The organism is Streptomyces carpinensis (assembly GCF_002154505.1).
Lineage (GTDB): Bacteria > Actinomycetota > Actinomycetes > Streptomycetales > Streptomycetaceae > Streptomyces > Streptomyces carpinensis.
Genome location: NZ_MUBM01000554.1, coordinates 1 through 21,209 on the forward strand (window position 1 = coordinate 1; position 21,209 = coordinate 21,209).

The window sequence follows — 21,209 nt, forward strand, 5'->3', positions numbered from 1 at the left end:
GGATGTGCCGGGGAGCGGGGCGGGTCGCCGGCCGATGGGTTCGCGCCTCCTCCACGGCCCGTGCCAGGTCGGCCCGGAGCCAGTCGATCTCGTCCGGATCCTGAGCCGTCGTGATCCGCTCGGCCAGGTGGGCGGCGGGTGAGCCCGGTGTGCCGTGGGCAGGCGGCCGGAGGCGGAAGCGGTTCAGATGGGCACGCTCATAGGGGTCACCCACGATCTCCGAGACCTGGAGCGGGTCGAGCAGCGAGGCCACGGCGGCCGCCCGCTCCCAGGGGTCGTCGGCCTGTCGCAGCAGGAACCCCAGATGCCGTCCGCGCCAGTTGCGGGAGCGCAGGTCCACACCGGTGTCCAACTGGTCCCGCAGTCCTTCGGGCAGAGGCCGGTTCAGCAGCGCCGCGTTCTTCGGGTCGGCGGCGAACTCCCCCAGTTCACCGGCCAGGTAGAGCCAGACGACGGTCCGGTACCGGTTCAGGTAGAACGCGACCGGTACCAGCAGGCCCAGCCGGGCCAGACGCGTGAACCTGGCCGCGGTCACCTCCATGGTCTTCGCGCCGTCCCCGGTGCCGACGGTCCTGACACGCTCGCGAAGCGCTTCCGGAAAATCCTCCTCGCTGCGCAGCCGCTCGATCTCGGCCCGGGTGACACGGCGGCTGCCTCCTTCGTCGGGAAGGGTGCGGATGCGTCCGAGGCTGACGGCGAGATCGAACTCGCTCCGCCTCAGGGCCAGTTCACGGGCCGCTCGACTCGGAGTGAAGAGGGTGTCACGCTTCCCTGCGGTCGCTGTGACCGCGGGCGGGACCTCGTGCGTGATGGTGTCACCGGACATGTTCGTGCCCCCGTGGAGTGTGTGACCCGCGCCGTGTGCGCTCGGCTGCGAAAAACCGTAGCCGCTGCCGTGAATCTCGGCGCGAGCCTGTGGATAACTCCACGGAGGTCGGCGAACACGCAGGTCAGAGATCTGTTGACGGAGCTCGTTCGGGTTGGCGGGTGCCCACGTCGAGGTGCTCGCCGACCCGGTTCACGAGCAGGGTCATCTCGTAGGCGATCTGGCCGATGTCGGCCTCGGCTCCGCTGAGGACGCACAGGCAGCTGCCGGTGCCGGCGGCCGTGACGAACAGCACGGCTTCGTCGAACTCGACCATGGTCTGGCGCACGCTGCCGGCGCCGAAGTGGCGGCCCGAGCCCTTGGCCAGGCTGTGCAGCCCCGACGAGACGGCCGCCAGGTGCTCGGCGTCCTCCCGTCGCAGCCCCGTACTGGCCCCCGTGACCAGCCCGTCGTTGGACAGGACCAGGGCGTGCCGTACGTGCTCCACCCGTTCGGTCAGATCGTCGAGCAGCCAGCCGAGTGTCGGGTTCTGCGCCATGAGCGGTCTCCCCCTGTGGTGTCTCCTCCCTTTGCCGGAGGACTTCCGCAAGCCTTCCCCACCACCGCTGCCGCGGCAAGGAGGATGAGGGCATGGCACAGAAGATGACCGACGAGGAATGGCGGGCGTTCGTCTCCCACGGCACCCGCACCGGCAAGCTGTCGACCGTACGGGCCGATGGGAGCCCGCACGTCGCGCCGATCTGGTTTCTGCTCGACGGGGACGACGTGGTGTTCAACACCGGGAAGGAGACCGTGAAGGGGCGCAATCTGGCACGGGACGGCCGGGTCGCCCTGTGTGTGGACGACGACCGGCCTCCGTTCGGCTTCGTGGTGCTGACCGGACGGGCCCGGCTGTCCGAGGACCTGGACGAGCTCCGGCACTGGGCAGCCCGGATCGGCGGCCGTTACATGGGCGAGGAGCGTGCCGAGGAGTTCGGGGCCCGCAACGGTGTCCCGGGTGAGGTCCTGGTCCGGGTGCCGGTGGACAAGGTGGTGGCGGTGCGGGATCTCGCCGACTGAGGTGGTCCGGGGGCCACGGACTCCTGCCTGATGCAGCCCGGGTGGGGGATCATGCGGAGCATGAGTGCGGACCACACACACGTCCAGGAGTTCTTCACCGCCCGCGCCTCCGACTGGGACAGCAGATTCCCGGACGACGGCCCCGCCTACGCGGCCGCGGTCGCCGAGCTCGGGCTGCGCGAGGGCGACCGCGTGCTGGACGCGGGGTGCGGCACCGGCCGGGCCATGACGCCCCTGCGTGCGGCCGTGGGGGCGTCGGGGATCGTCGTGGGCGCGGATCTGACCCCGGCCATGCTGCAGGCCGCCGTACGGGCCGGCCGGGACGGGGACGGGCACCTGCTGCTCGCCGACGTCGGCGCGTTGCCTCTGCGGTCGGGGGCGTTCGACGCCGTGTTCGCCGCGGGCCTCGTCGCACACCTGCCGCAGCCGTCCGAGAATCTCCGGGAGTTGCGGCGCGTGGTGCGGCCCGGCGGGCTGCTGGCGCTGTTCCACCCGATCGGCCGGGCGGCGCTCGCGGCGCGTCAGGGGCGGCAGATCACACCCGACGACCTGCGTGCGGAGCCCAACCTCCGGCCGCTGCTGGCCGCTTCCGGGTGGCACATGACGTCGTACGTCGACGAGGACGCCCGCTTCCTGGCGCTGGCCGTACGCCAGGACTGACGCCGCCGGGGCGGCCGGGCGTGACGCCGGGCGGCGGTCGGCCCGTCACAGCGTCCCCGCGACGGCCGCCGCGAACACGTCGGGATTGTCGAACATGATGTTGTGGCCCGCGCCGGCGACCGTCACCACGCGCACTCCGGCCGCCTCCAGACCGCTTCTGCCCGGCAGTTCGCCGGTGTTCTCGCCCTGAAGGTAGACGCGGTCGAGGGTGGTGAGTCCTTCGAGGGTGCGGCGCATCGTGGGCTCCGAGCCGCGCCGGAGCGCGACCGCACTGCGATGCAGTGCGCGCGGATCGGCCAACCGCATGGTCGCCGCCCACAGGGGCCCGACCTGGCGCAGCACGCGCGCGTAGGCGCCGTCGACGAAGGCGTCCTCCGTGAAGGAGGCGATGCCGCTGCTGCCCGCCGTCCGCGGAGGGAACGGGTCGAGGTTGGCCTCCGCGAGGACCAGCCGGGAGACGAGGTCGGGCCTGCGGCCGGCGAGCACGATCGCCACGGCGCCGCCCATGCTGTGCGCGATCAGCTCGGCGCCGGCCAGCCCTGCCGCGTCCAGCGCGGCGGCCAGGGCGTCCGCGTGGTCCTCCAGGGTGTAGCCGAAGTGTTCGGGCCGGTCACTGATGCCGTGGCCGGGCAGATCGACGAAGAGACTGCGCCGGCCCGCGAGCTCGGGGCGCGCCGCGATGTGCGCATGGTAGACGGACGACATCGAACCCAGCCCGTGCACGTAGACCCGAGCGGGTTCCGCTCCCGGCACTTCCGTCCAGCGGATGTGGCTTCCCTCCGCGTCGAACCCTGCCTGTCTCATGTCGCCCTCCCTCGATGGCATCGCCCTGCCGTGCCGGCAAGCGACAGATGATACCTCGGTTTCGATGTATTATGTAACAGGTGTACCGCTGAACCGATGTACCACGTCAGTGCGAGACAATGCGGGCATGCTGGAGCTGGCCATCCTGGGTTTCCTGTACGACGCCCCGCTGCACGGGTACGAGCTGCGCAAGCGCATCACCGCGCTGACGGGGCACGTACGGCCGGTCGCCGAGAGCACGCTCTACCCGGCGATCAAGCGACTGGAGCAGGCGGGACTGCTCGAACGGGCCACGGAGCCCGGGGCCGTGGCGGCCCCGCGTCATGTCCTCACGCTCACCGACGACGGCAGACGCGAGCTTCGCCGGCGGCTCGCCGAACCCGTCCAGCGGGACATCACCGACGAGAACCGCTGGTTCACCGTCCTGGCCTTCCTCAGGCACCTGGACGATCCAGGCGCCCAGGCCGCGGTGCTGCGACGCAGACTGGCCTTCCTGGAGACGCCCTCGAGCTTCTTCTACGAAGGAGACCGGCCGGTGCGCGCCGAGGAACTCGACGACCCGTTCCGGCGTGGCATCCTCACCGTCGCGCGCGCCACCTCTGAGGCGGAACTCGCCTGGCTGCACACGACGATCGACTCACTGGACGAGCAGGCGTGAGGCCGCCTCTTCTTCGCCGTGCCGTGCCTCTTCTGCCGTCGGAGCTCCAACTCTACTGTGAGTAGCAGCAGATGAACGATCAATGCCGGTTACCACTCAGGGGAAGGTGCCCGCATGTTCGGCAGACTCCGCAAATCCTTCGCCGAAGTGGTCTCCTCGGTGCGCGCCGAGGGCGGCAGCGGCGGCCACGACCGCACGCCCAACCTGTTCGAGGCCGCTGCCGCCTACGTCTCGGCGTGTGCGGAGGACGATCAGGAACGCATGGACGAGGCCACCTCCTGGGTGTCGCCGGAGGCGCTGTCGTTCGGGGTCAGCGAGCTGGCCTGCCGTGCGGTGATCGCGCTGGCCCGGGAGAGGGACGAGTCGCCGCGGACGGTGGCGCGAACGCTGCTGGGGCTTCCGGCAGCGTGAAGAGCTTGCGCAGGCAGCGGCCGATTCGCCCACCTCCAGGTGGAAAACTGCAGGTCCGAGAGGTCACCCGAGTCGTGACAAGCGGCTTGCACTCGCACTAGGGTGCGCGCCGTTGGACGAATGATGGGGAGGCTGGGATGGCCGGGACGGGCGAGGAAGCCGTCACCGCCGAGGACGACGCGCTCTATGTGCTCACTGCGGTACTGCTGACGCCGGCGCAGTTCCCGAGCGTGCTGGGCGACGACTACCCGGAGGCCTGCGCGGCACTCGGCCTGCCGCCGCTCGCCGACGGATACGGCCTGGTGCTCGGTCAGGACGGCACCGGGGCGCGGTGGACGGTCGCCATCGACGATGTGTCGCTGGTCGCCGTGGCCATCGCCTCCTGGGACTGCGGCATGGAGTACGAACTCTCGCCGGACGAGCGCACGGTCGTCGCGGCGATGCCGGGCTGGCCCCTGGCCGTCGCCGTCGCGGCGCCCGGAGTGCCCGCGCCGCACGATCCCGAGCCGGAGGCCTCGGACGGCCCCGTGCTGTCGCCGCCGGACACCAGCACCTGGGGACCGGCACAGCGCCGTCTGGGCGCCGACGAGATCGCGCTGCAGTGGGCGACGTGGCGGGAGCAGATCGGCGACGACGCCTTCTCGGCACCGGGCGACCAGGGCCGGCAAGCCGGGGCCGGCGAGGGCCACGGGACGGGTGACGAGGCCGCGGAGGGCGGGGCAGCCGTGACCGGCGGCGGTTCGACGGGGGCATCCGGCGAGGCCGCGTCCACGGGACACCGCGGTATCCGCCGCGTCCTGGCGGAGGCCCGTTCCTACGTGGACTCGCCGCCGCCCCTCGGCCGCGTCCGCTCGTCCTTCGCGCCGGGCGACGCGCGGACCCTGCGCGCCGACGGCCCCGGCTGGTCGATGGTGGCCCGCACCGACGACATCGCCTTTGTTCTCCTCGACGAGGAGCCCGGCGAGGTCCTGCCGGTCGGCCGCGGCCAGGAGCTGCCCGGCCTGCTCCAGGCCCTGGACAGGCTGGCGGTGCGCCCCAGCTGATCCGCCGTCGGCGTACGGCACTTCACCGCCTACGCATGTCTTGCCTGCCCACACCGGGGGCTCGCTCCGTGTGGTGCCAACCCATGGAGGATGCGGAAGCAGGCCCGCACGATGGGGCAGCTCCGGGCTCCACTGCCCGTGCTGTCCCCGCCGTCGCGTCCCTGGAGGCCGCCATGCGTCTGTCCCGAGGTGTTCCGCTCATCGCCGCCGCTGTACTGGCCGGCGTCGTCACCTGGCCGGCGTCCGCCTCGGCCACGACCGGCGCCGGTGGGCACTGCGCACGCCAGGAGCGGCTGCGGGTACCGGGCGCGGCCCTTCAGCAGACCGCCTGTCTGCCCGACCTGACCACCACGGGGCTCGCCGGTACCCCGTACACGGACACGGCCGACCAGGCGGGGCTGACGGCTGCGGCGACCCGTACCCCCTCCGGGGTGCCCGGGGTACAGATCGACGGGTACTTCCCGGACTCGTCTCACTTCAACACCACGCACGGGTGGCAGCACGACGCGCAGTTCGTGATCCGGCTGCCGGACCACTGGAACGGCGGCCTGGTGGTCACCGGGGCGCCCGGCACGCGCAAGCAGTACTCCACGGACAAGGCGATCTCGGACCAGGTGCTGGCAGCGGGTTACGCCTACGCCGCCACCGACAAGGGCAACAGTTCGTCCGACTTCTACCTCGACGGGGCCCGGCCGGGCGACGCGGTCGCCGAGTGGAACGCACGGACCACCCAGCTGACGCGAGCGGCGAAACGCGCCGTGGCCCAGCGCTACGGGCAGGCCCCGCGCCGGACGTACATGACGGGCATCTCCAACGGCGGCTACCTCACGCGCTGGCAGCTGGAGAACCACCCCGAGCTGTACGACGGCGGCGTGGACTGGGAGGGTGCGCTGTGGACGGCCGACGGGCCGAACCTGCTCACCTCTCTGCCCGCCGCGGTGGCACGGACCCTGGGCTCGGCTAGCGACGCCGACCTGTACGCGGTGGGTTTCGCGCGCGGCTCGGAGTTCCTGTGGCCGTACCACGAGCAGGCGTACTGGGGCGTGACGCAGAAGATCTACCGCGCCGAGTTCGACCCGGGCTACGACCCGGCCTGTCCGGGGCCGACCGCGGGGACCACGCTCCAGCAGATCCTGGCGCCGTGTGCCTCCGACGCGGCCTACGACTATGCCTCCCGGCCCGCCTCCGTCCACCGGGCGGTGGCCCGGGTGGCGCTGACCGGACGGATCGGCAGGCCCCTGATCACGCTGCACGGCGACCTGGACTCGCTGCTGCCCAAGGCGGCGGACTCGGACGTGTACGCACGCATGGTCGACGCGAGCGGACGGGATCGGCTGCACCGGTACTACACGATCCAGGGCGGCACGCACGTCGACGGACTGTACGACAGCTATCCGGACCGGCTGCGGCCGATCCTTCCCTGCTACCGGTCGGCGTTCAACGCGCTGGTGGCCTGGGTGGAGCATGGCGCCACGCCGCCCGCGAACCGGACCGTGGCCAGGCCCGCGGGCGGCGATGTCGTCAACTCGTGCGCCCTGGACGGGAGCACACCGGGGCATTAGGTCCCTGTCGTCACATTCCCGTCGTCCGCCCGGAGGGCGGGCCCTGCGGCGTCAGGTGCGTGCTCTCGGTGTGCCGGGCCCTGGCCCTCGTACTGGATGTACTTTGGCCTGTGCCCGGTGCGGCGAGTGGGGGCACCTCCCGCGCCGTCAAGGCAGTGGGGGAGCGTGCATGGCGTCGCTGGGCAGACGGGAGTTTGACGACAGGGCCTAGTCCTCAGCGACCGAGCTCCTTGCGGGTGACGCGGCGCAGCCGGCGTCGCTGCGAGGGGTCCAGCGTGAGGTACGCGGCGGCCGGGACTCCCAGGACTATCAGGAGCGCGGCCCACCAGGGCAGCCAGATCAGCAGGATCAGCCCGGCCGCCACACCCCCTGCGGCGATCTTCGCGTTCTTCGACATCTGTCGCCTCCTTCGCGGCCACTGCTGCCGCTCTCAGTCGTGGAAACGGGTCCGCGGCCCCTGCGGTTCCGCCCTCGGGCCCGAGACGACCCTGAGAGATCCCTGAGCCGCACCCCTACGGGCCGCGCACCGCTCCGTCTCTACTGTGCCCTGAGCGGCTCCCCCACGTCGTGCAGGTGGCGCAGCGCCTGCCGGTAGGAGTCGACGACGCCGGTCTCCGCGTAGGGAATTCCCAGGTCCCGGCAGTGGGCACGCACCAGGGGCTGGGCGAGCCGCAGGTGTGGACGGGGCATGCTGGGGAACAGGTGGTGCTCGATCTGGTAGTTGAGTCCCCCCAGGAACCAGTCCGTCAGGGCTCCGCCGCGGATGTTGCGGGAGGTGAGCACCTGGCGGCGCAGATGCCCCCAGCGTTCGCCGTCGGGGTCGGGCATCTCCATGCCCTTGTGGTTGGGTGCGAAGGACAGGCCCAGGTGCAGTCCGAACAGGGCCTGGTGGAGCGCGGCGAACGCCAGGGCCTTCCCGGGGGACAGGACGGTCAGCAGCAGGGTGGCGTAGGCCGCGACATGGGTGACGAGCAGCGTGCCCTCCAGTGCCCGCTCCCGAGGAGCCTGCCGGCGCAGGTCCTGGAAGCTGTGCACCTTGAGGGCGACGCCTTCGAGCAGGGTGAGCGGGAAGAACAACCAGGCCTGGTTGCGGGTGAGCCAGCGGCGGAAGCCCTTCCGGTCGCCCGCCTGCTCACCGGTGAAGACCAGCACGTCCGCGGCGACGTCCGGGTCCTTGTCGATGTGGTTGGGGTTGGCGTGGTGCCGGTTGTGCTTGGTGTTCCACCAGGAGTAGCTCAGGCCGAGCAGCAGGTTGCCGTGTACCAGGCCGATGAGCCGGCCGACGTCCTTGTCGCCGGTGATCTGCGCGTGGCCCGCGTCGTGGCCTATGAACGCCGTGCGGGCGAAGAGCACGGCGAGCGGCGGCGCCAGAAGCAGCGCCCACCAGGAGTCGCCGGTCATGACGAGTCCCGTGACCACCCCGGCCAGGGCGAGCGCGTTGGCCGCGATGCCGCGCGCGTACCAGGCGTACCGCCGTCCCAGAAGGCCCCGGTCCTTGACCGCTCGCAGCAGCGGGGCGAACTCACTGCCGGCGGACGGGCCGCCGGTCCTTGCTTCGGTGGCGTCCGCGACGGCGGTGGCTGACTGGGGCATGGTGAGGTCTCCGGCTCTCTCGGCAACGGCCTGACCTGAGGAAACGTACGGACCAGGGACCTGTGCGGACCATGGCGCCAGCCCCCGGGTGCTTACGGGGGCCAGCCCCGCGCGGGACGGGGGGGTTGACGACACCCCGAGGCAGCGCGGTGGCGTAGGTCACGGCTGCGGCGTTCCCGGTGGGCCGTCGCGATGCTGTACCCTCAGCGGCTCCACCCCCCAGTAGTCAAATTTGAGGAATCGGCATCGCTGTGCAGAGGACTGCCCTGGCAACACCGACCGAGATCTCCGAACTGGCCCACTTCTGTGCCGTGTTCCTACCGGCGGACCCCGCCCGCACCGGCCGGGTCGCCTTCTGGCGTCCAGACGGCTGCGCTCCCCCGGCCGTCGCCGGCACGCCGGTGGAGGACCTGACGGTCGTTCTGCCCCGCGACGGGGGCGTCGCGCCGGTGACCGTGCCCGCCGTCCTGCTTCCGGTGCGGGCTGCCCTGCCCGTGCTCACGCGCGCGCGTGCCACCGAGTCGGGTCACCGTGCCTGCGTGTTCTGGGGCGCGGCAGCCGTGCTGGCCCTGCACCTCACGGCGCGCGGTCTGCTGCTGCCGGGGTTGTCCGACGGTGACCACGACGCCTGGCGTGCGGCTCCGTTGCGCGGCCAGGACATCGATCGGGTCCGGGAGCTGGCCGCGTCGATGCCGCCCGAGGCGCACGCCGTCCCGCTCGACGGAGCCGAGCGGCCGCGGCTGCCCGATCAGGAGCGCCTGCTGCGCGACTTCCTGGACGCGGTCGCCGACTCACTGCCCCGCACACCCGCCGCGCACCTCGTCACGGGTGGGCCCGCCTACGCCGCACCGGAGCCGCAGCACGTCCCGGAGCAACGGGCGTGGGCCGCCGAGGTGGCCGCGGGCCACGACGCCGGGGTGCGGATCTCCCTGCGCGTCAAGGTGCACGGGCTGGACCGCGCCGGGCAGGACGACGGCACGGAGCCGCGGTTCCGTGCGGTGCTGCAGGTGCACAGCGTGAGCGGTCCCGCGCGGGTCGCCGACGCCGCCGAGGTGTGGGCCGGATCCGGCGCCGTGGACGATGCGTTCGGCCCGCGAGCACGTACGGACGTCCTGCTCGCCCTGCGCCGCGCGGCCCGATCCTGGCCGGCGTTGACGCCGCTGCTGTCGGCGGCCGTGCCGGACGCCGTCGAGCTCGCCGACGACGAGGTCGCCGAGCTCCTCGGGGAAGGCACCCGGGTGCTCGCCGGGGCCGGAGTGGACGTGCACTGGCCCGCGGACCTGGTGCGCGGGCTGGCCTCCGGGGCGACCGTCGGGCCGCCCGACGAGGCGGACGGCTCCGGCGGCGCCCCGGTGGGCGTCCGGCCGGTCCTGTCCGCGGACGCCCTGCTCGCCTTCGACCGGTGGTTCGCGCTGGGGGACCGGCGGCTCACGCGCGCGGAGCTGGACCGACTGGCGGAAGCGAACCGGCCCCTGGTGCGGCTGCGCGACCAGTGGGTCCTGGTCGACCCCGACGAGGTGCGCCGGGCCCGCACGTGGCAGGACAGGAAGATCACTCCGGTCGAGGCGCTGGCTGCCGCCCTGACGGGCTCCGCCGAGGTCGACGGCCACCGGGTCGAGGTCCGGCCCACGGGATGGCTGGCGACCCTGCGGGACCGGCTCGCGGACCGGGCGGCCCAGGAGCCCGTGGGGCAACCGGCCGCGCTCGCCGCCCGGCTGCGGGACTACCAGCTGCGTGGTCTGGCCTGGCTGGCCCACATGACGTCGTCGGGGCTGGGGTGCTGTCTGGCCGACGACATGGGACTCGGCAAGACGATCACCCTGATCGCACTGCATCTGCACCGGCAGGACGACCCGGCGACCGCCGGACCGACCCTCGTGGTGTGCCCCACCTCGCTGATGGGCAACTGGCAGCGGGAGATCGAGAGGTTCGCGCCCGGCACGCCGGTACGGCGCTTCCACGGCGCGCACCGCGATCTGGCGGACCTGTCCGACGGCGCGTTCGTCCTGACCACGTACGGCACGATGCGCATGGACGCGCGGCGGCTCGCCGACGTGGGGTGGGGCATGGTCGTGGCGGACGAGGCCCAGCACGTGAAGAACCCGTACTCGGCGACGGCCCGGCAGCTGCGCACCATCGGCGCACGCGCGCGCGTGGCGCTCACCGGCACCCCTGTGGAGAACAACCTGTCCGAGCTGTGGGCGATCCTCGACTGGGCGACACCGGGCCTGCTGGGCCGGCTCGGCACCTTCCGCGCCCGCTACGCACAGGCCGTCGAGAGCGGCCGGGACCCGGCGGCGGCCGAGCGGCTCGCCCGGCTCGTCGGCCCGTTCCTGCTGCGCCGCCGCAAGTCGGACCCGGGGATCGCACCGGAGCTTCCGCCGAAGACCGAGACCGACCGGGCCGTGTCCCTCACCGTGGAGCAGACGGGCCTGTACGAGGCCCTGGTGCGCGAGACGCTCGCGGAGATCTCCGGTGCGAACGGGATGGCCCGGCGGGGTCTGATCGTGAAGCTGCTGACCGGCCTGAAGCAGATCTGCAATCACCCGGCACAGTTCCTCAAGGAGGAGCGGCCGAGGATCGCGGGCCGCTCCGGGAAGCTCGAGCTGCTGGACGAACTGCTCGACACCATCCTCTCCGAGGGTGCGAGCGTCCTGGTCTTCACCCAGTACGTGCAGATGGCGCGGCTGATCGAACGGCACCTGGCGACTCGTGGTGTGCCGTCGCTGTTCCTGCACGGCGGCACACCGGTCCCCGGGCGCGAGGCGATGGTCCGGCGCTTCCAGGACGGCGACGTGCCGGTGTTCCTGCTGTCGCTGAAGGCCGCCGGCACCGGGCTGAACCTCACGCGCGCGGAGCACGTCGTGCACTACGACCGCTGGTGGAATCCCGCGGTCGAGGCCCAGGCCACCGACCGGGCGTACCGCATCGGGCAGAGCCGGCCCGTGCAGGTGCACCGGCTGATCGCCGAGGGCACGATCGAGGACCGCATCGCCGAGCTGCTGCACCGCAAACGGGATCTGGCCGAGGCGGTCCTCGGGACGGGCGAGGCGGCGCTCACCGAACTGACGGACGCGGAGCTGGCCGACCTGGTGGAGCTGCGAGGAGGACACCGATGAACGACCACGCCACCGACACGGAGCGGACGTTCGCCGCGCTGCCGCCCGCGCAGGGACGCGGTTTCGCCCGGACCTGGTGGGGTCACGCCTGGCTGAAGGCGCTCGAGGACACGGCGCTGGACGGACAGCAGGTGAGGACGGGCCGACGGCTCGCCCGTGCGGGAGCCGTCGGCGCGGTGTCGGTGCGCCCGGGCCGCATCACGGCCGTGGTGCAGGATCCGGACGGTACGGCGCACCGCGCGGACGTCCTGCTGGAGCGGTTGTCCGAGGACCAGTGGGCCCGGTTCCTGGACCTGGCCGTCGAACGGTCCGGTCACCTCGCCGCGCTGCTCGACCGTGACCTGCCGCCGCACCTCGTCGAGGACGCAGCGGCGTTCGGGATCGAACTGCTGCCCGGGATCGGCGATCTGGAGCCGGAGTGCGACTGTGACGCCTGGGACCACTGCGGGCACACGGCGGCGCTCTGCCACCTGGTGGCGCGGCTGCTGGACCAGGATCCGTTCGTGCTGCTGCTCATGCGCGGGCGTGACGAGCGTGCCCTGTTCGGCGAGTTGCGTGCCCGTGACGCGGCCGCGGACGCCGCCGAGCCGGACGGCGTGGACGCCGCGGAGGTCTTTGCGGCGGGGTACGTCCTGCCTCCGCTGCCACCGCTGCCCGATCCGCTCGCGGCGCCGGGGCTTCCGCCGTCCCTGGTCACCGATGCGGTCCCCGCGCCCGGCGTCGATCCGGCCGCGCTGGAGTTCCTGGCCGCGCAGACCGCCGCGGCGGCCCACAGGTGGCTCGGTGGGGCACTTGAGGCCTCGTCGGAGTCCCACCTCGCGGACGGCGATCTGAGCGTCGCCCAGGACGCCGTACGCCTCGCCGCGGGTGCGCCGGGCAGCCTGCTCTCCGACGGCGAGGTGCTGGACCGGCTGGCCCGGGGCTCGGGGCGCAGCGGAGAACAGCTCGTGCATGCCGTAAGAGCCTGGCGGGCCGGAGGGGTGGCCGCTCTGTCCGTGCTCGAGGAGGAGTGGACTCTCGGCCCGGAGGCGCACGCACGCGCGCGTGCCGCCCTGGAGTCGGCCTGGGAGGGGGACGAGCGGCCGCCGCTGCGGGCGGCGGGCAACCGGTGGACCGTCGTCGGCACGGGACAGCAGCTCCGCGTGGGGCGGGACGGCCGCTGGTGGCCGTACCGGATGGAGGACGGCCACTGGGTGCCGGCCGGCGGCGCGGCCCGGGACCCGGCGAGCGCGCTGGCCACTGCGGAAGGTGCCACGGCCATGGGTGAGGAGGGCGGCTGAGAAGCGGCGTGGACCAGGGGCGGAGCCGTTCGAGGGCCTGCGGTGCCGTTGTCCGCGTCCGAGCCCGCACGCGTACCCGGGGACCTCGATCGCGGCGCGGACGACAGCCAGGGTCATTCGTTTGGATCATGCCGGGCTCGTGCACGCCCTCCCCCACTGCCTCAAGGGCGTGGGCGGTGCCCCCGGCGGCGTTGTCGTCGGTCGACGAGACCACCTCACCGGATGGCCGAGGCCACCATGCCACCGGATGACGGACGGCGCAGGCGCGTCCGACGCGCAGGGCGGCCGGTCGGCAGCGGCGTCGGGACGACGGGTCGTACATGTGCCTGCCGCGGCGCATCCGAGCGGCCGTCAGGGTGTCCGGCACGCGCGCGTGCCGGACACCCCCGCAGCCGTGAGTCAGCCCCTTGCCCCCAGCAGGTGGTCCATGGCGAGCTGGTCCAGCCGCTCGAAGGCCATCCCGCGCGCGGCGGCCGCGTCGACGTCGAAGTCCTCGAAGGCCGAGCGGTCCGCGAGGAGCGCCTGGAGGCCGTCCGCCGCCGTGGGCTGGGCGAGCTGGTCGAGCCGGGCCGCGCGCAGTGCCTCCTGGACCTCCGGGTCGGCGCGGAAGGCGGCCGCGCGCTCCTTGAGGATGAGGTAGTTGCGCATGCAGCCGGCGGCCGACGCCCACACGCCGTCGAGGTCCTCGGTCCGCGGCGGCTTGAAGTCGAAGTGGCGCGGGCCCTCGTAGCCGGCGCTCTCCAGCAGGTCGACCAGCCAGAAGGCGGCACGCAGGTCACCGGCGCCGAAGCGCAGGTCCTGGTCGTACTTGATGCCGGACTGGCCGTTGAGGTCGATGTGGAAGAGCTTGCCCGCCCACAGGGCCTGGGCGATGCCGTGCGGGAAGTTGAGGCCGGCCATCTGCTCGTGGCCCACCTCCGGGTTGACGCCGTACAGCTCAGGGCGCTCCAGGCGCTCGATGAACGCCAGGGCGTGGCCGACGGTGGGGAGCAGGATGTCGCCGCGCGGCTCGTTCGGCTTGGGCTCGATGGCGAAGCGGAGGTCGTAGCCCTGGGCGGTGACGTACTCGCCGAGGAGGTCGAACGCCTCCTTCATCCGGTCGAGGGCGGCACGGACGTCCTTGGCGGCGCCGGACTCGGCGCCCTCGCGGCCGCCCCAGGCCACATAGGTCTTCGCGCCGAGCTCGACCGCCAGGTCGATGTTGCGGATCGTCTTGCGCAGCGCGTAGCGGCGCACGTCGCGGTCGTTGGCGGTGAACGCGCCGTCCTTGAAGACGGGGTGCGTGAAGAGGTTGGTGGTGGCCATCGGCACGGTCATGCCGGTCGCGTCGAGCGCCTGTCGGAAGCGCTTGATGTGCGACTCGCGCTCGGTGTCGGAGGACCCGAAGGGGATCAGGTCGTCGTCGTGGAAGGTCACTCCGTGGGCACCCAGTTCGGCCAGGCGCTGCACCGTCTCGACCGGGTCGAGGGCGCGGCGCGTGGCGTCGCCGAACGGGTCCCGTCCCTGCCAGCCGACGGTCCACAGGCCGAAGGTGAACCTGTCCTCGGGGGTGGGCTGGTAGTTCATGCCGCGGCTCCTTGCTCGCTTGCGACTATTTCGTCATGGCGGTTTACAAATTAGTATGCCGACGCGTCCCTGGGAAGGGACAGGAGGGTCCCGACCGGGGTGTCACCCGGTCGCGCATCCCGGAGAACCGTTGGAACCGCAGGTCAGATCCCGTGAGCCGCGAAAAAAGAGGGAGAGCCGATGTCAGCAGCCGAGGGTCCGCTCGTCGTCGGTGTGGACTCGTCCACCCAGTCCACCAAGGTGCTCGTCGTCGACGCGGCAACCGGTCAGGTCGTGGCGAGCGGTCAGGCACCGCACACCGTCTCCGCCGGCGCCGGCCGTGAGAGCGACCCGCGCCAGTGGTGGGACGCCCTGTGCGAGGCGTTGCGCCAGTGCGGGGAGGCGGCGCACGAGGCCGCCGCCGTGTCGGTCGCCGGCCAGCAGCACGGGCTCGTCACCCTGGACGCCCAGGGCGAACCCGTACGCCCGGCGCTGCTGTGGAACGACGTGCGCTCTGCCCCGCAAGCCCGCCGGCTCGTGGCCGAGCTGGGCGGCCCGAAGGCGTGGTCGGAGCGCACGGGCAGCGTGCCCGGCGCCTCCTTCACGGTGACGAAGTGGGCCTGGCTCGCCGAGAACGAACCGGAGTCCCTGCGGTCGGTGGCGGCGGTGCGCCTGCCGCACGACTACCTCACCGAGCGCCTGACGGGCCTGGGCACCACCGACCGGGGCGACGCCTCGGGAACGGGCTGGTGGGCGTCGGCGACCGAGGCGTACGACGATGAGATCCTCTCCCGGGTCGGACTCGACCCTGCGCTGCTGCCCCGGGTGGTACGGCCCGGCGAGGTGGCGGGAACCGTGCGCGACATCCACGACCTGCCGTTCTCCAAGGGCACCCTGGTCGCGCCGGGCACCGGCGACAACGCGGCCGCCGCGCTCGGCCTCGGGCTGCGGCCCGGCGCTCCCGTGCTGAGCCTCGGCACCTCCGGCACGGTGTACGCGGTGTCGCGGCACCGGCCCGCCGACCCCTCCGGCACCGTGGCGGGCTTCGCCGACGCGCACGGCGACTGGCTGCCGCTGGCCTGCACCCTGAACTGCACGCTCGCCGTCGACCGCGTCGCCGCCCTGCTCGGCCGGGACCGGGAGGCGGTCGAACCCGGCACCTCCGTCACCCTGCTCCCCTACCTGGACGGCGAACGCACCCCGAACCTGCCGGACGCCTCCGGACTGCTGCACGGCCTGCGTCACGACACGACGGCCGGGCAGCTGCTGCAGGCCGCCTACGACGGCGCGGTCCACTCCCTGCTCGGCGCGCTGGACCTGGTCCTCGACCAGGACGCCGACCGGACCACTCCCCTGCTGCTGATCGGCGGCGGCGCCCGGGGCACCGCCTGGCAGCAGACCGTACGGCGGCTGTCGGGGCGGCCGGTCCAGGTCCCGCAGGCCAAGGAACTGGTCGCCCTGGGCGCCGCGGCACAGGCGGCGGGCCTGCTGACCGGCGAGGACCCGGCCGCGGTCGCCCGCCGCTGGAAGACCGCCGACGGACCGGTGCTGGAGGCCGTGGAGCGGGACGAGGAGACGCTGGCGAGGATCTCCGGGGTACTCTCCGACGCGGCCCCGCTGCTGGAGCGGGGGGCGCGCACCCACTGACCGGACCGGCGGGCGCCCGCCGACAGGCACCGGCGGCGAACACCCGCCGCCGGAACCGACCGAGGACGACGGAGGCATGACCGCACCGCTGCACGAGCCGCACCCCGCCCGTCCCGGACGGGCGCTGCCCGACACCCAAGCGGGCATGCGCCGCCGCAACCTCGCCCGGGTCATGCACACCGTCAGCGCCGAGGGGCCGCTGTCCAGGGCGGCGGTCGCCTCCCGCATCGGTCTGACCCGTGCGGCGGTGTCGACGCTCGTCGACGAGCTCATCCGCTCGGGGTTGCTCCAGGAGCTTGGCCCCGAGCGGCCCGGCCGGGTGGGCCGCCCCGGTTCGGCGCTGGCCGTCAGCGGGCGCGGCCCGGCCGGCGTCGGTGCGGAGGTCGGGGTCGATCACCTCGCGGCCTGCGTGGTCGACCTGCGCGGACAGGTGCGGGCGCGGGCGGTGCGGCACGGCACGAACCGGGGGCGCTCCGCCGAGCCGGTGGCGAAGGACCTCACCGCGCTCATATCGCAGGTCGTCGCCGAGGCGGAGCAGCAGGGCCTGTGGCCGGCGGGACTCTCCGTCGCCGTGCCCGGTCTGATCGCCCGGGACGGCCGCACCGTCGTGCGGGCACCCAACCTCGACTGGCACGACACCGATCTCGGTGCCCTGCTGCCGGCGGAGTTCACCCCCACCGTGGACAACGAGGCCAACTTCGGCGCCCTGGCGGAGCTCTGGCTCGGCGAGAGCACGCCACGGGACTTCCTGCACGTGTCGGCGGAGATCGGCATCGGTGCCGCGGTGGTGGTCGACGGGCGGCTGCTGCGTGGAACGCGCGGCTTCGCGGGCGAGCTCGGGCATGTGCCGGTCGAACCGGAGGGGCCCGCGTGCCCGTGCGGAGGGCGCGGGTGCCTGGAGCAGTACGCGGGCGAGGAAGCGGTGCTGCGCGCTGCGGGCCTGGAACCGGGCGAGGGCCGCGTCGGGCTGCTCGCCACCCGGGCCGAGGCCGGCGACGAGCGCGTACGGCGCGCCCTGAGCGACGCCGGTACGGCGCTCGGCATCGCCCTGACCGGCGCGGTCAACCTGCTCGATCCGCAGACCGTCGTGCTCGGCGGCGCGCTGGCCTCTCTCGCGCCCTGGCTGCTGCCGTCGCTGGAGGCCGAACTGGCCCGGCGCACCGCCGGACCGGCCTGCCCGGTGTCCGTGTCCCGGCTCGGTCCGCAGGGTCCGCTGCTGGGCGCGGCGCACTCGGTGGTACGGGCCGTTCTCGACGACCCGGCGGCGGTCGCCGAACGCCGCTGACCGCAGGCCCACTTCACTCGTTCGAGTGGCGGAGTTGTCCACATTTCCCCGCCCGTCCACCGAACGTCGCGGTGCTCCTCTGCCCAACCGGCGGGCGCCGTACCGTAATTCACGCGAGCGTTGATCCGGGCCGGGCGGTGAGGCGCGACACCAGCCACCCGTGTGCGGCCGTGCTCCGCAAGGAGCGGCCGGTCGTGCGCGAGACTCACCGCCACCGGCGCACATCCCCACGAGCAACGGACGCCCCCGGGCAACCGGCACCCCGACGAACGACATGCACCCCCACGAGCAGCGAACATCCCCCACGAGAAAGGCCATCGACCATGGACCGGGCCGGACTCCAGCCCACCAGACGAAGGATCCTGAAGGGCGCCGCCCTGGCCGTCGTTCCCTACGCGTTACTCCCCGCCGCCAGGGCGGACGCCCGGACCGAGGCGGCCGACTATCCGCCCGCCGAGTGGCAGCCGGCGAGCGTCGCCAACTACACGGCGTCCGACCGGCCCGCCGGCTACTCCCTCGACCGAGTGATCATCCACGTCACCCAGGAGACGTACGCCGACACCCTGGCCATCTTCCAGAACCCGCAGAAGAAGGTGTCCGCGCACTACCTCGTGCGGTCCGCCGACGGGCACGTCGCGCAGTGCGTCCACGAAGCGGACATCGCCTGGCATGCCGGGAACTGGGACTACAACACGCACAGCATCGGCATCGAGCACGAGGGGTGGGTCGACCAGCCGGCCTACTTCACCGACGCCCTGTACGAGCAGTCGGCCAGGCTCACGGCGGCGGTCTGCGACCGGTACGGCATCCCCAGGGACCGGGCGCACATCATGGGGCACAACGAGGTTCCGGGCACGGACCACACCGATCCCGGGCCGAACTGGGACTGGGTCCGCTACATGAGACTGGTCGACCTCGCCTGACGGACGACGTCCTCCCCGTCGGCCGGTCCTGGCCGCCTCTGGCCGGTCCCGGTCGGCGGCGGTGGTCCGCGCCGGCTGTGGGGAGGGACCCTGCGGCCCGGGGACAGCCGTCGTCGGGCGGGCGGCCAGGCGCACTGCGCGTGCGGCGCACCCGCGGGCAGAGCACGCTGGAGAGGCGCCCTCGGGCGCGTGCCGATGGCGCGTGCCCGGGTGAGCGGGGTGCACCGGCGCAGTCCGAAGGAGGTCCCAGTGGCGTACGGCAATCCGGGGCGGCCCGTGGACGAGACGTCGGCCGCCATGCTGGAGGCGCTGTTCACCGGCTCACCGGTGGGACTCCACCTCCTGGACACCGACCTGCGGGTGGTGCGGCTGAACACCGCGACGCCGGCCATGCGGGGTGTGGCCCTGGACGACCTGGTCGGACGCCCCATCCGCGACGTGTACCACATGGTCGCGGACAGCGACATGGAAGCCGTGCTGAACGACGTGCTGGAGACCGGGGAGCCCCTGTGGCAGCGCATCGTCCGGGCGCAGATCAAAGGGCAGCGGCCCGAGGAGCGTCACTTCGAGGTCACCGCGCTGCGACTGGAGAGCCGCCCGCGCGGAGAGGTGCTCGGGCTGGCGGTCACCGCGGTGGACGTCACCGAGCGTGAGCGGGGGCGTGCCCGCACCAGGGTGCTCGACGCCGTCCGGCGGCATGTGGGGCGGACCCTGGATCCGGCGGTGACCGGGGAGGAGCTCGTCGCGGCCCTGGTGCCGGAGTTCGCCGACATCGCGATCGTGGAGGTGGTGGACTCGGTGATCCGCGGGGACGAACCGCCGCCTGCGCCGCTGCCGCCGGGAACCCCGTTGATGCGCACCGCCTTCCGCAGCGCCCACGCGCGCCCGCCGCAGGCGCAACCGGTGGGTGAGGTACTCCGGCTGCCGGGGCCCACGCCGTTCACCCAGGCCCTGGCCGATCTGCGCCCGAGGGTCGTACCCCTGCACACGTCTGCGCCGTGGATGACCCTGGACCCTCCGCGCGCCCAGGCGATGCACGCCTCGCAGTCGCACACACTGCTGGTGGTCCCGCTGGCATTGCGCGACACGGCGCTGGGTCTGGTCAGCCTGTACCGCACGGGGCAGTCGCCGCCGTACGACGCGGGCGACCAGCAGCTCGCGGTCGAGCTGGCCGCCCACACCGCCCTGTGCGTCGACAACGCGCGGCGTTACATCCGCGAGCACACCGTCGCCGCCACCGTCCACCGTCAGCTGCTGCCCCGGCGCCCCGAGACGCACGCGTCGCTGGAGACCGCCTATCTGTCGGTCACCGGTGCCGATCCCGGTGCCTGGTACGACACCATCACGCTGTCCAGCGCCCGCACCGCGCTGGTGGTCGGCAACGTGTCCGGGCGGGGCCTGAACGCGGCGGCCAGCATGGGCCAGCTGCGTACGGTGGTGCGGTCCCTGGCGGCGTTCGACCTCGCCCCCGAGGAACTCCTGGCCCGGCTGCACGACACCGCCTCCGAGCTGGCGTTCGAGCGAGCGAACCTGCCCCTGGGCGATCCACTGCGCCGGGAGGCGCTCACCGCCAACTGCGTGTACGCCATCCACGACCCGCTGAGAGGCGCCTGTGTCATGGCGACGGCCGGCAGCCTCGCTCCGGTCCTGATCCGCCCCGACGGCACCGTGAGCGTTCCCGACGCACCGGCCGGACCGTGTCTGGGCATGGCGGAGGACGCACCCTTCGCGGCCACCGAGTTCGAGGTGCCGGCCGGCAGCGTCCTGGTCTTCACCAGCGACCCGTTGCTCACGGCCTACCTCGCGGAGTTCTCCCGGCCGCTGCGGGCGGTGCCGGACTTCGCCGATCGGCCACTGCAGGAGCTGTGCGACGCCGTCGTCTACTCCCTTCCCGAGGGTCTGGGGGCGGACGAGGCCGCGGTGATCGTCGCACGCACCCGCTCCTTCCCGGACGACGGGTTCGCCGCCTGGCAGCTCGACGACGACCACGCCTCGGTGGCGACCGCCCGCCGTCGTACCCGCGAGCAGCTCGCCGCGTGGGGAGTGGACGACGAGACCGCCTTCAGCACACAGCTCATCGTCAGCGAACTCGTCACCAACGCCCTGCGGTACGGGGCGCCTCCCATCGTGGTCCGCCTGATCCACGACCGCACGCTCACCTGCGAGGTGCGCGACGCGGGCCAGGCCGCGCCGCATCTGCGGCACGCCCGGGTCGTCGACGAGGGTGGGCGCGGCCTGTTCATCGCCGAGCAGCTGGCCCAGGCGTGGGGCGTGCGGTACTCGGAGTCGGGCAAGACGGTCTGGGCCGAGCAACCGCTCGCGGACGACCGCTGACACGCAGGCCGCTTCGCTAGGCTGACCGGAGCCCCGCGCGTGTGCGCGATCCGTCCCACCACCGGAGTCGCCCGATGCAGGTCCGCCGAGTCGTCCCCAACCTCCGGTCCGAAGCCCGCGTGGAGAGCGCGGAGTTCTACGGGCTGCTGGGGTTCGAGGAGGTCATGAACCAGGGCTGGATCGTGACACTGGCGTCCGCCGTGAACCCGACCGCGCAGATCAGTTTCATGGGCGAGGACCGGACCGCCCCCGTCGCACCGGATGTGAGCATCGAGGTCGACGACGTGGACGCGGCCTACGCCGCCCTGCGGGAGCGCGGCGCCGAGATCGTCCACCCGCTCACCGACGAGGAATGGGGCGTCCGCCGGTTCTTCGTCCGGGATCCCAACGGCCGTGTGATCAACGTACTCAGTCACCGCTGAGACCGGCACGAGCCACCGCGCGCCGGGGCCCCGGCGCG

At 73.0% G+C, this 21,209-nt stretch carries 19 protein-coding genes; 13 read left to right on the forward strand and 6 right to left on the reverse strand.

The genetic code is table 11. The features are described from left to right. On the reverse strand, positions 1–826 hold an 826-nt coding region (locus BZY54_RS45870), incomplete at its 3' end, for a DUF6397 family protein (protein ID WP_107419993.1). A 124-nt stretch (positions 827–950) separates the two neighbouring features. Continuing rightward, complete coding sequence (locus BZY54_RS45875) at positions 951–1,364, reverse strand: roadblock/LC7 domain-containing protein (protein ID WP_086731268.1); 414 nt, start codon at positions 1,362–1,364, stop codon at positions 951–953. A gap of 92 nt (positions 1,365–1,456) precedes the next feature. On the opposite strand from BZY54_RS45875, the gene BZY54_RS45880 reads away from it, so the two are divergent. Both BZY54_RS45880 and BZY54_RS45885 read left to right on the forward strand, forming a co-directional pair. Continuing rightward, a complete protein-coding gene (locus BZY54_RS45880; protein WP_086731269.1) occupies positions 1,457–1,885 on the forward strand; it encodes a PPOX class F420-dependent oxidoreductase in 429 nt (142 codons plus the stop codon). A 60-nt stretch (positions 1,886–1,945) separates the two neighbouring features. After that, the gene (locus BZY54_RS45885; protein ID WP_086731285.1) at positions 1,946–2,545 is read left to right on the forward strand and encodes a class I SAM-dependent methyltransferase; all 600 of its coding nucleotides are present in this window, start codon (positions 1,946–1,948) and stop codon (positions 2,543–2,545) included. A gap of 45 nt (positions 2,546–2,590) precedes the next feature. Here the strand turns inward: BZY54_RS45885 and BZY54_RS45890 are convergent, their stop codons facing one another. Further along, positions 2,591–3,349 carry an alpha/beta fold hydrolase gene (locus BZY54_RS45890; protein ID WP_086731270.1) on the reverse strand — a complete coding sequence of 253 codons (759 nt, stop codon included), beginning with the start codon at positions 3,347–3,349 and terminating at the stop codon, positions 2,591–2,593. Positions 3,350–3,476: 127 nt separating this feature from the next. On the opposite strand from BZY54_RS45890, the gene BZY54_RS45895 reads away from it, so the two are divergent. From BZY54_RS45895 to BZY54_RS45910, 4 genes are all read left to right on the forward strand, one after another. Continuing rightward, positions 3,477–4,007 (forward strand): PadR family transcriptional regulator, encoded by a 531-nt coding sequence (locus tag BZY54_RS45895; RefSeq protein WP_086731271.1) that lies wholly within the window; start codon positions 3,477–3,479, stop codon positions 4,005–4,007. Between the two features lie 114 nt (positions 4,008–4,121). Further along, entirely contained in the window at positions 4,122–4,418 is a 297-nt protein-coding gene (locus tag BZY54_RS45900) for a hypothetical protein (RefSeq protein ID WP_086731272.1), read from the forward strand. Positions 4,419–4,555: 137 nt separating this feature from the next. Next, a complete protein-coding gene (locus tag BZY54_RS45905; protein WP_086731273.1) occupies positions 4,556–5,461 on the forward strand; it encodes a hypothetical protein in 906 nt (301 codons plus the stop codon). A gap of 173 nt (positions 5,462–5,634) precedes the next feature. Then, entirely contained in the window at positions 5,635–7,023 is a 1,389-nt protein-coding gene (locus BZY54_RS45910) for a tannase/feruloyl esterase family alpha/beta hydrolase (RefSeq protein WP_086731274.1), read from the forward strand. A gap of 214 nt (positions 7,024–7,237) precedes the next feature. Here the strand turns inward: BZY54_RS45910 and BZY54_RS45920 are convergent, their stop codons facing one another. Further along, the gene (locus tag BZY54_RS45920) at positions 7,238–7,420 is read right to left on the reverse strand and encodes a hypothetical protein (RefSeq protein WP_086731275.1); all 183 of its coding nucleotides are present in this window, start codon (positions 7,418–7,420) and stop codon (positions 7,238–7,240) included. Between the two features lie 140 nt (positions 7,421–7,560). Next, the gene (locus BZY54_RS45925) at positions 7,561–8,616 is read right to left on the reverse strand and encodes a fatty acid desaturase family protein (protein WP_086731276.1); all 1,056 of its coding nucleotides are present in this window, start codon (positions 8,614–8,616) and stop codon (positions 7,561–7,563) included. A 251-nt stretch (positions 8,617–8,867) separates the two neighbouring features. Between BZY54_RS45925 and BZY54_RS45930 the strand changes: the two genes are divergently transcribed. Both BZY54_RS45930 and BZY54_RS45935 read left to right on the forward strand, forming a co-directional pair. Next, positions 8,868–11,735 carry a DEAD/DEAH box helicase gene (locus BZY54_RS45930; protein ID WP_086731277.1) on the forward strand — a complete coding sequence of 956 codons (2,868 nt, stop codon included), beginning with the start codon at positions 8,868–8,870 and terminating at the stop codon, positions 11,733–11,735. Further along, complete coding sequence (locus BZY54_RS45935) at positions 11,732–13,015, forward strand: SWIM zinc finger family protein (RefSeq protein ID WP_086731278.1); 1,284 nt, start codon at positions 11,732–11,734, stop codon at positions 13,013–13,015. The genes BZY54_RS45930 and BZY54_RS45935 overlap by 4 nt, the downstream gene beginning before the upstream one ends. Positions 13,016–13,414: 399 nt before the next feature. On the opposite strand, the gene xylA is transcribed toward BZY54_RS45935, so the two are convergent. Then, entirely contained in the window at positions 13,415–14,581 is a 1,167-nt protein-coding gene (gene xylA, locus BZY54_RS45940) for a xylose isomerase (RefSeq protein WP_086731279.1), read from the reverse strand. A 180-nt stretch (positions 14,582–14,761) separates the two neighbouring features. On the opposite strand from xylA, the gene xylB reads away from it, so the two are divergent. From xylB to BZY54_RS45965, 5 genes are all read left to right on the forward strand, one after another. Further along, positions 14,762–16,207, forward strand: a complete 1,446-nt coding sequence (gene xylB / locus BZY54_RS45945; RefSeq protein ID WP_086731280.1) for a xylulokinase — start codon at positions 14,762–14,764, stop codon at positions 16,205–16,207. 76 nt (positions 16,208–16,283) lie between these two features. Continuing rightward, positions 16,284–17,492 carry an ROK family transcriptional regulator gene (locus BZY54_RS45950; RefSeq protein ID WP_086731281.1) on the forward strand — a complete coding sequence of 403 codons (1,209 nt, stop codon included), beginning with the start codon at positions 16,284–16,286 and terminating at the stop codon, positions 17,490–17,492. Between the two features lie 323 nt (positions 17,493–17,815). Beyond that, on the forward strand, positions 17,816–18,415 hold the full coding sequence (locus BZY54_RS45955; RefSeq protein WP_086731282.1) for an N-acetylmuramoyl-L-alanine amidase: 600 nt from the start codon (positions 17,816–17,818) through the stop codon (positions 18,413–18,415). 249 nt (positions 18,416–18,664) lie between these two features. After that, entirely contained in the window at positions 18,665–20,749 is a 2,085-nt protein-coding gene (locus BZY54_RS45960) for a SpoIIE family protein phosphatase (RefSeq protein WP_086731283.1), read from the forward strand. A gap of 74 nt (positions 20,750–20,823) precedes the next feature. Continuing rightward, the gene (locus BZY54_RS45965) at positions 20,824–21,171 is read left to right on the forward strand and encodes a VOC family protein (protein WP_086731284.1); all 348 of its coding nucleotides are present in this window, start codon (positions 20,824–20,826) and stop codon (positions 21,169–21,171) included. The last annotated feature ends 38 nt before the right edge of the window (positions 21,172–21,209 follow it).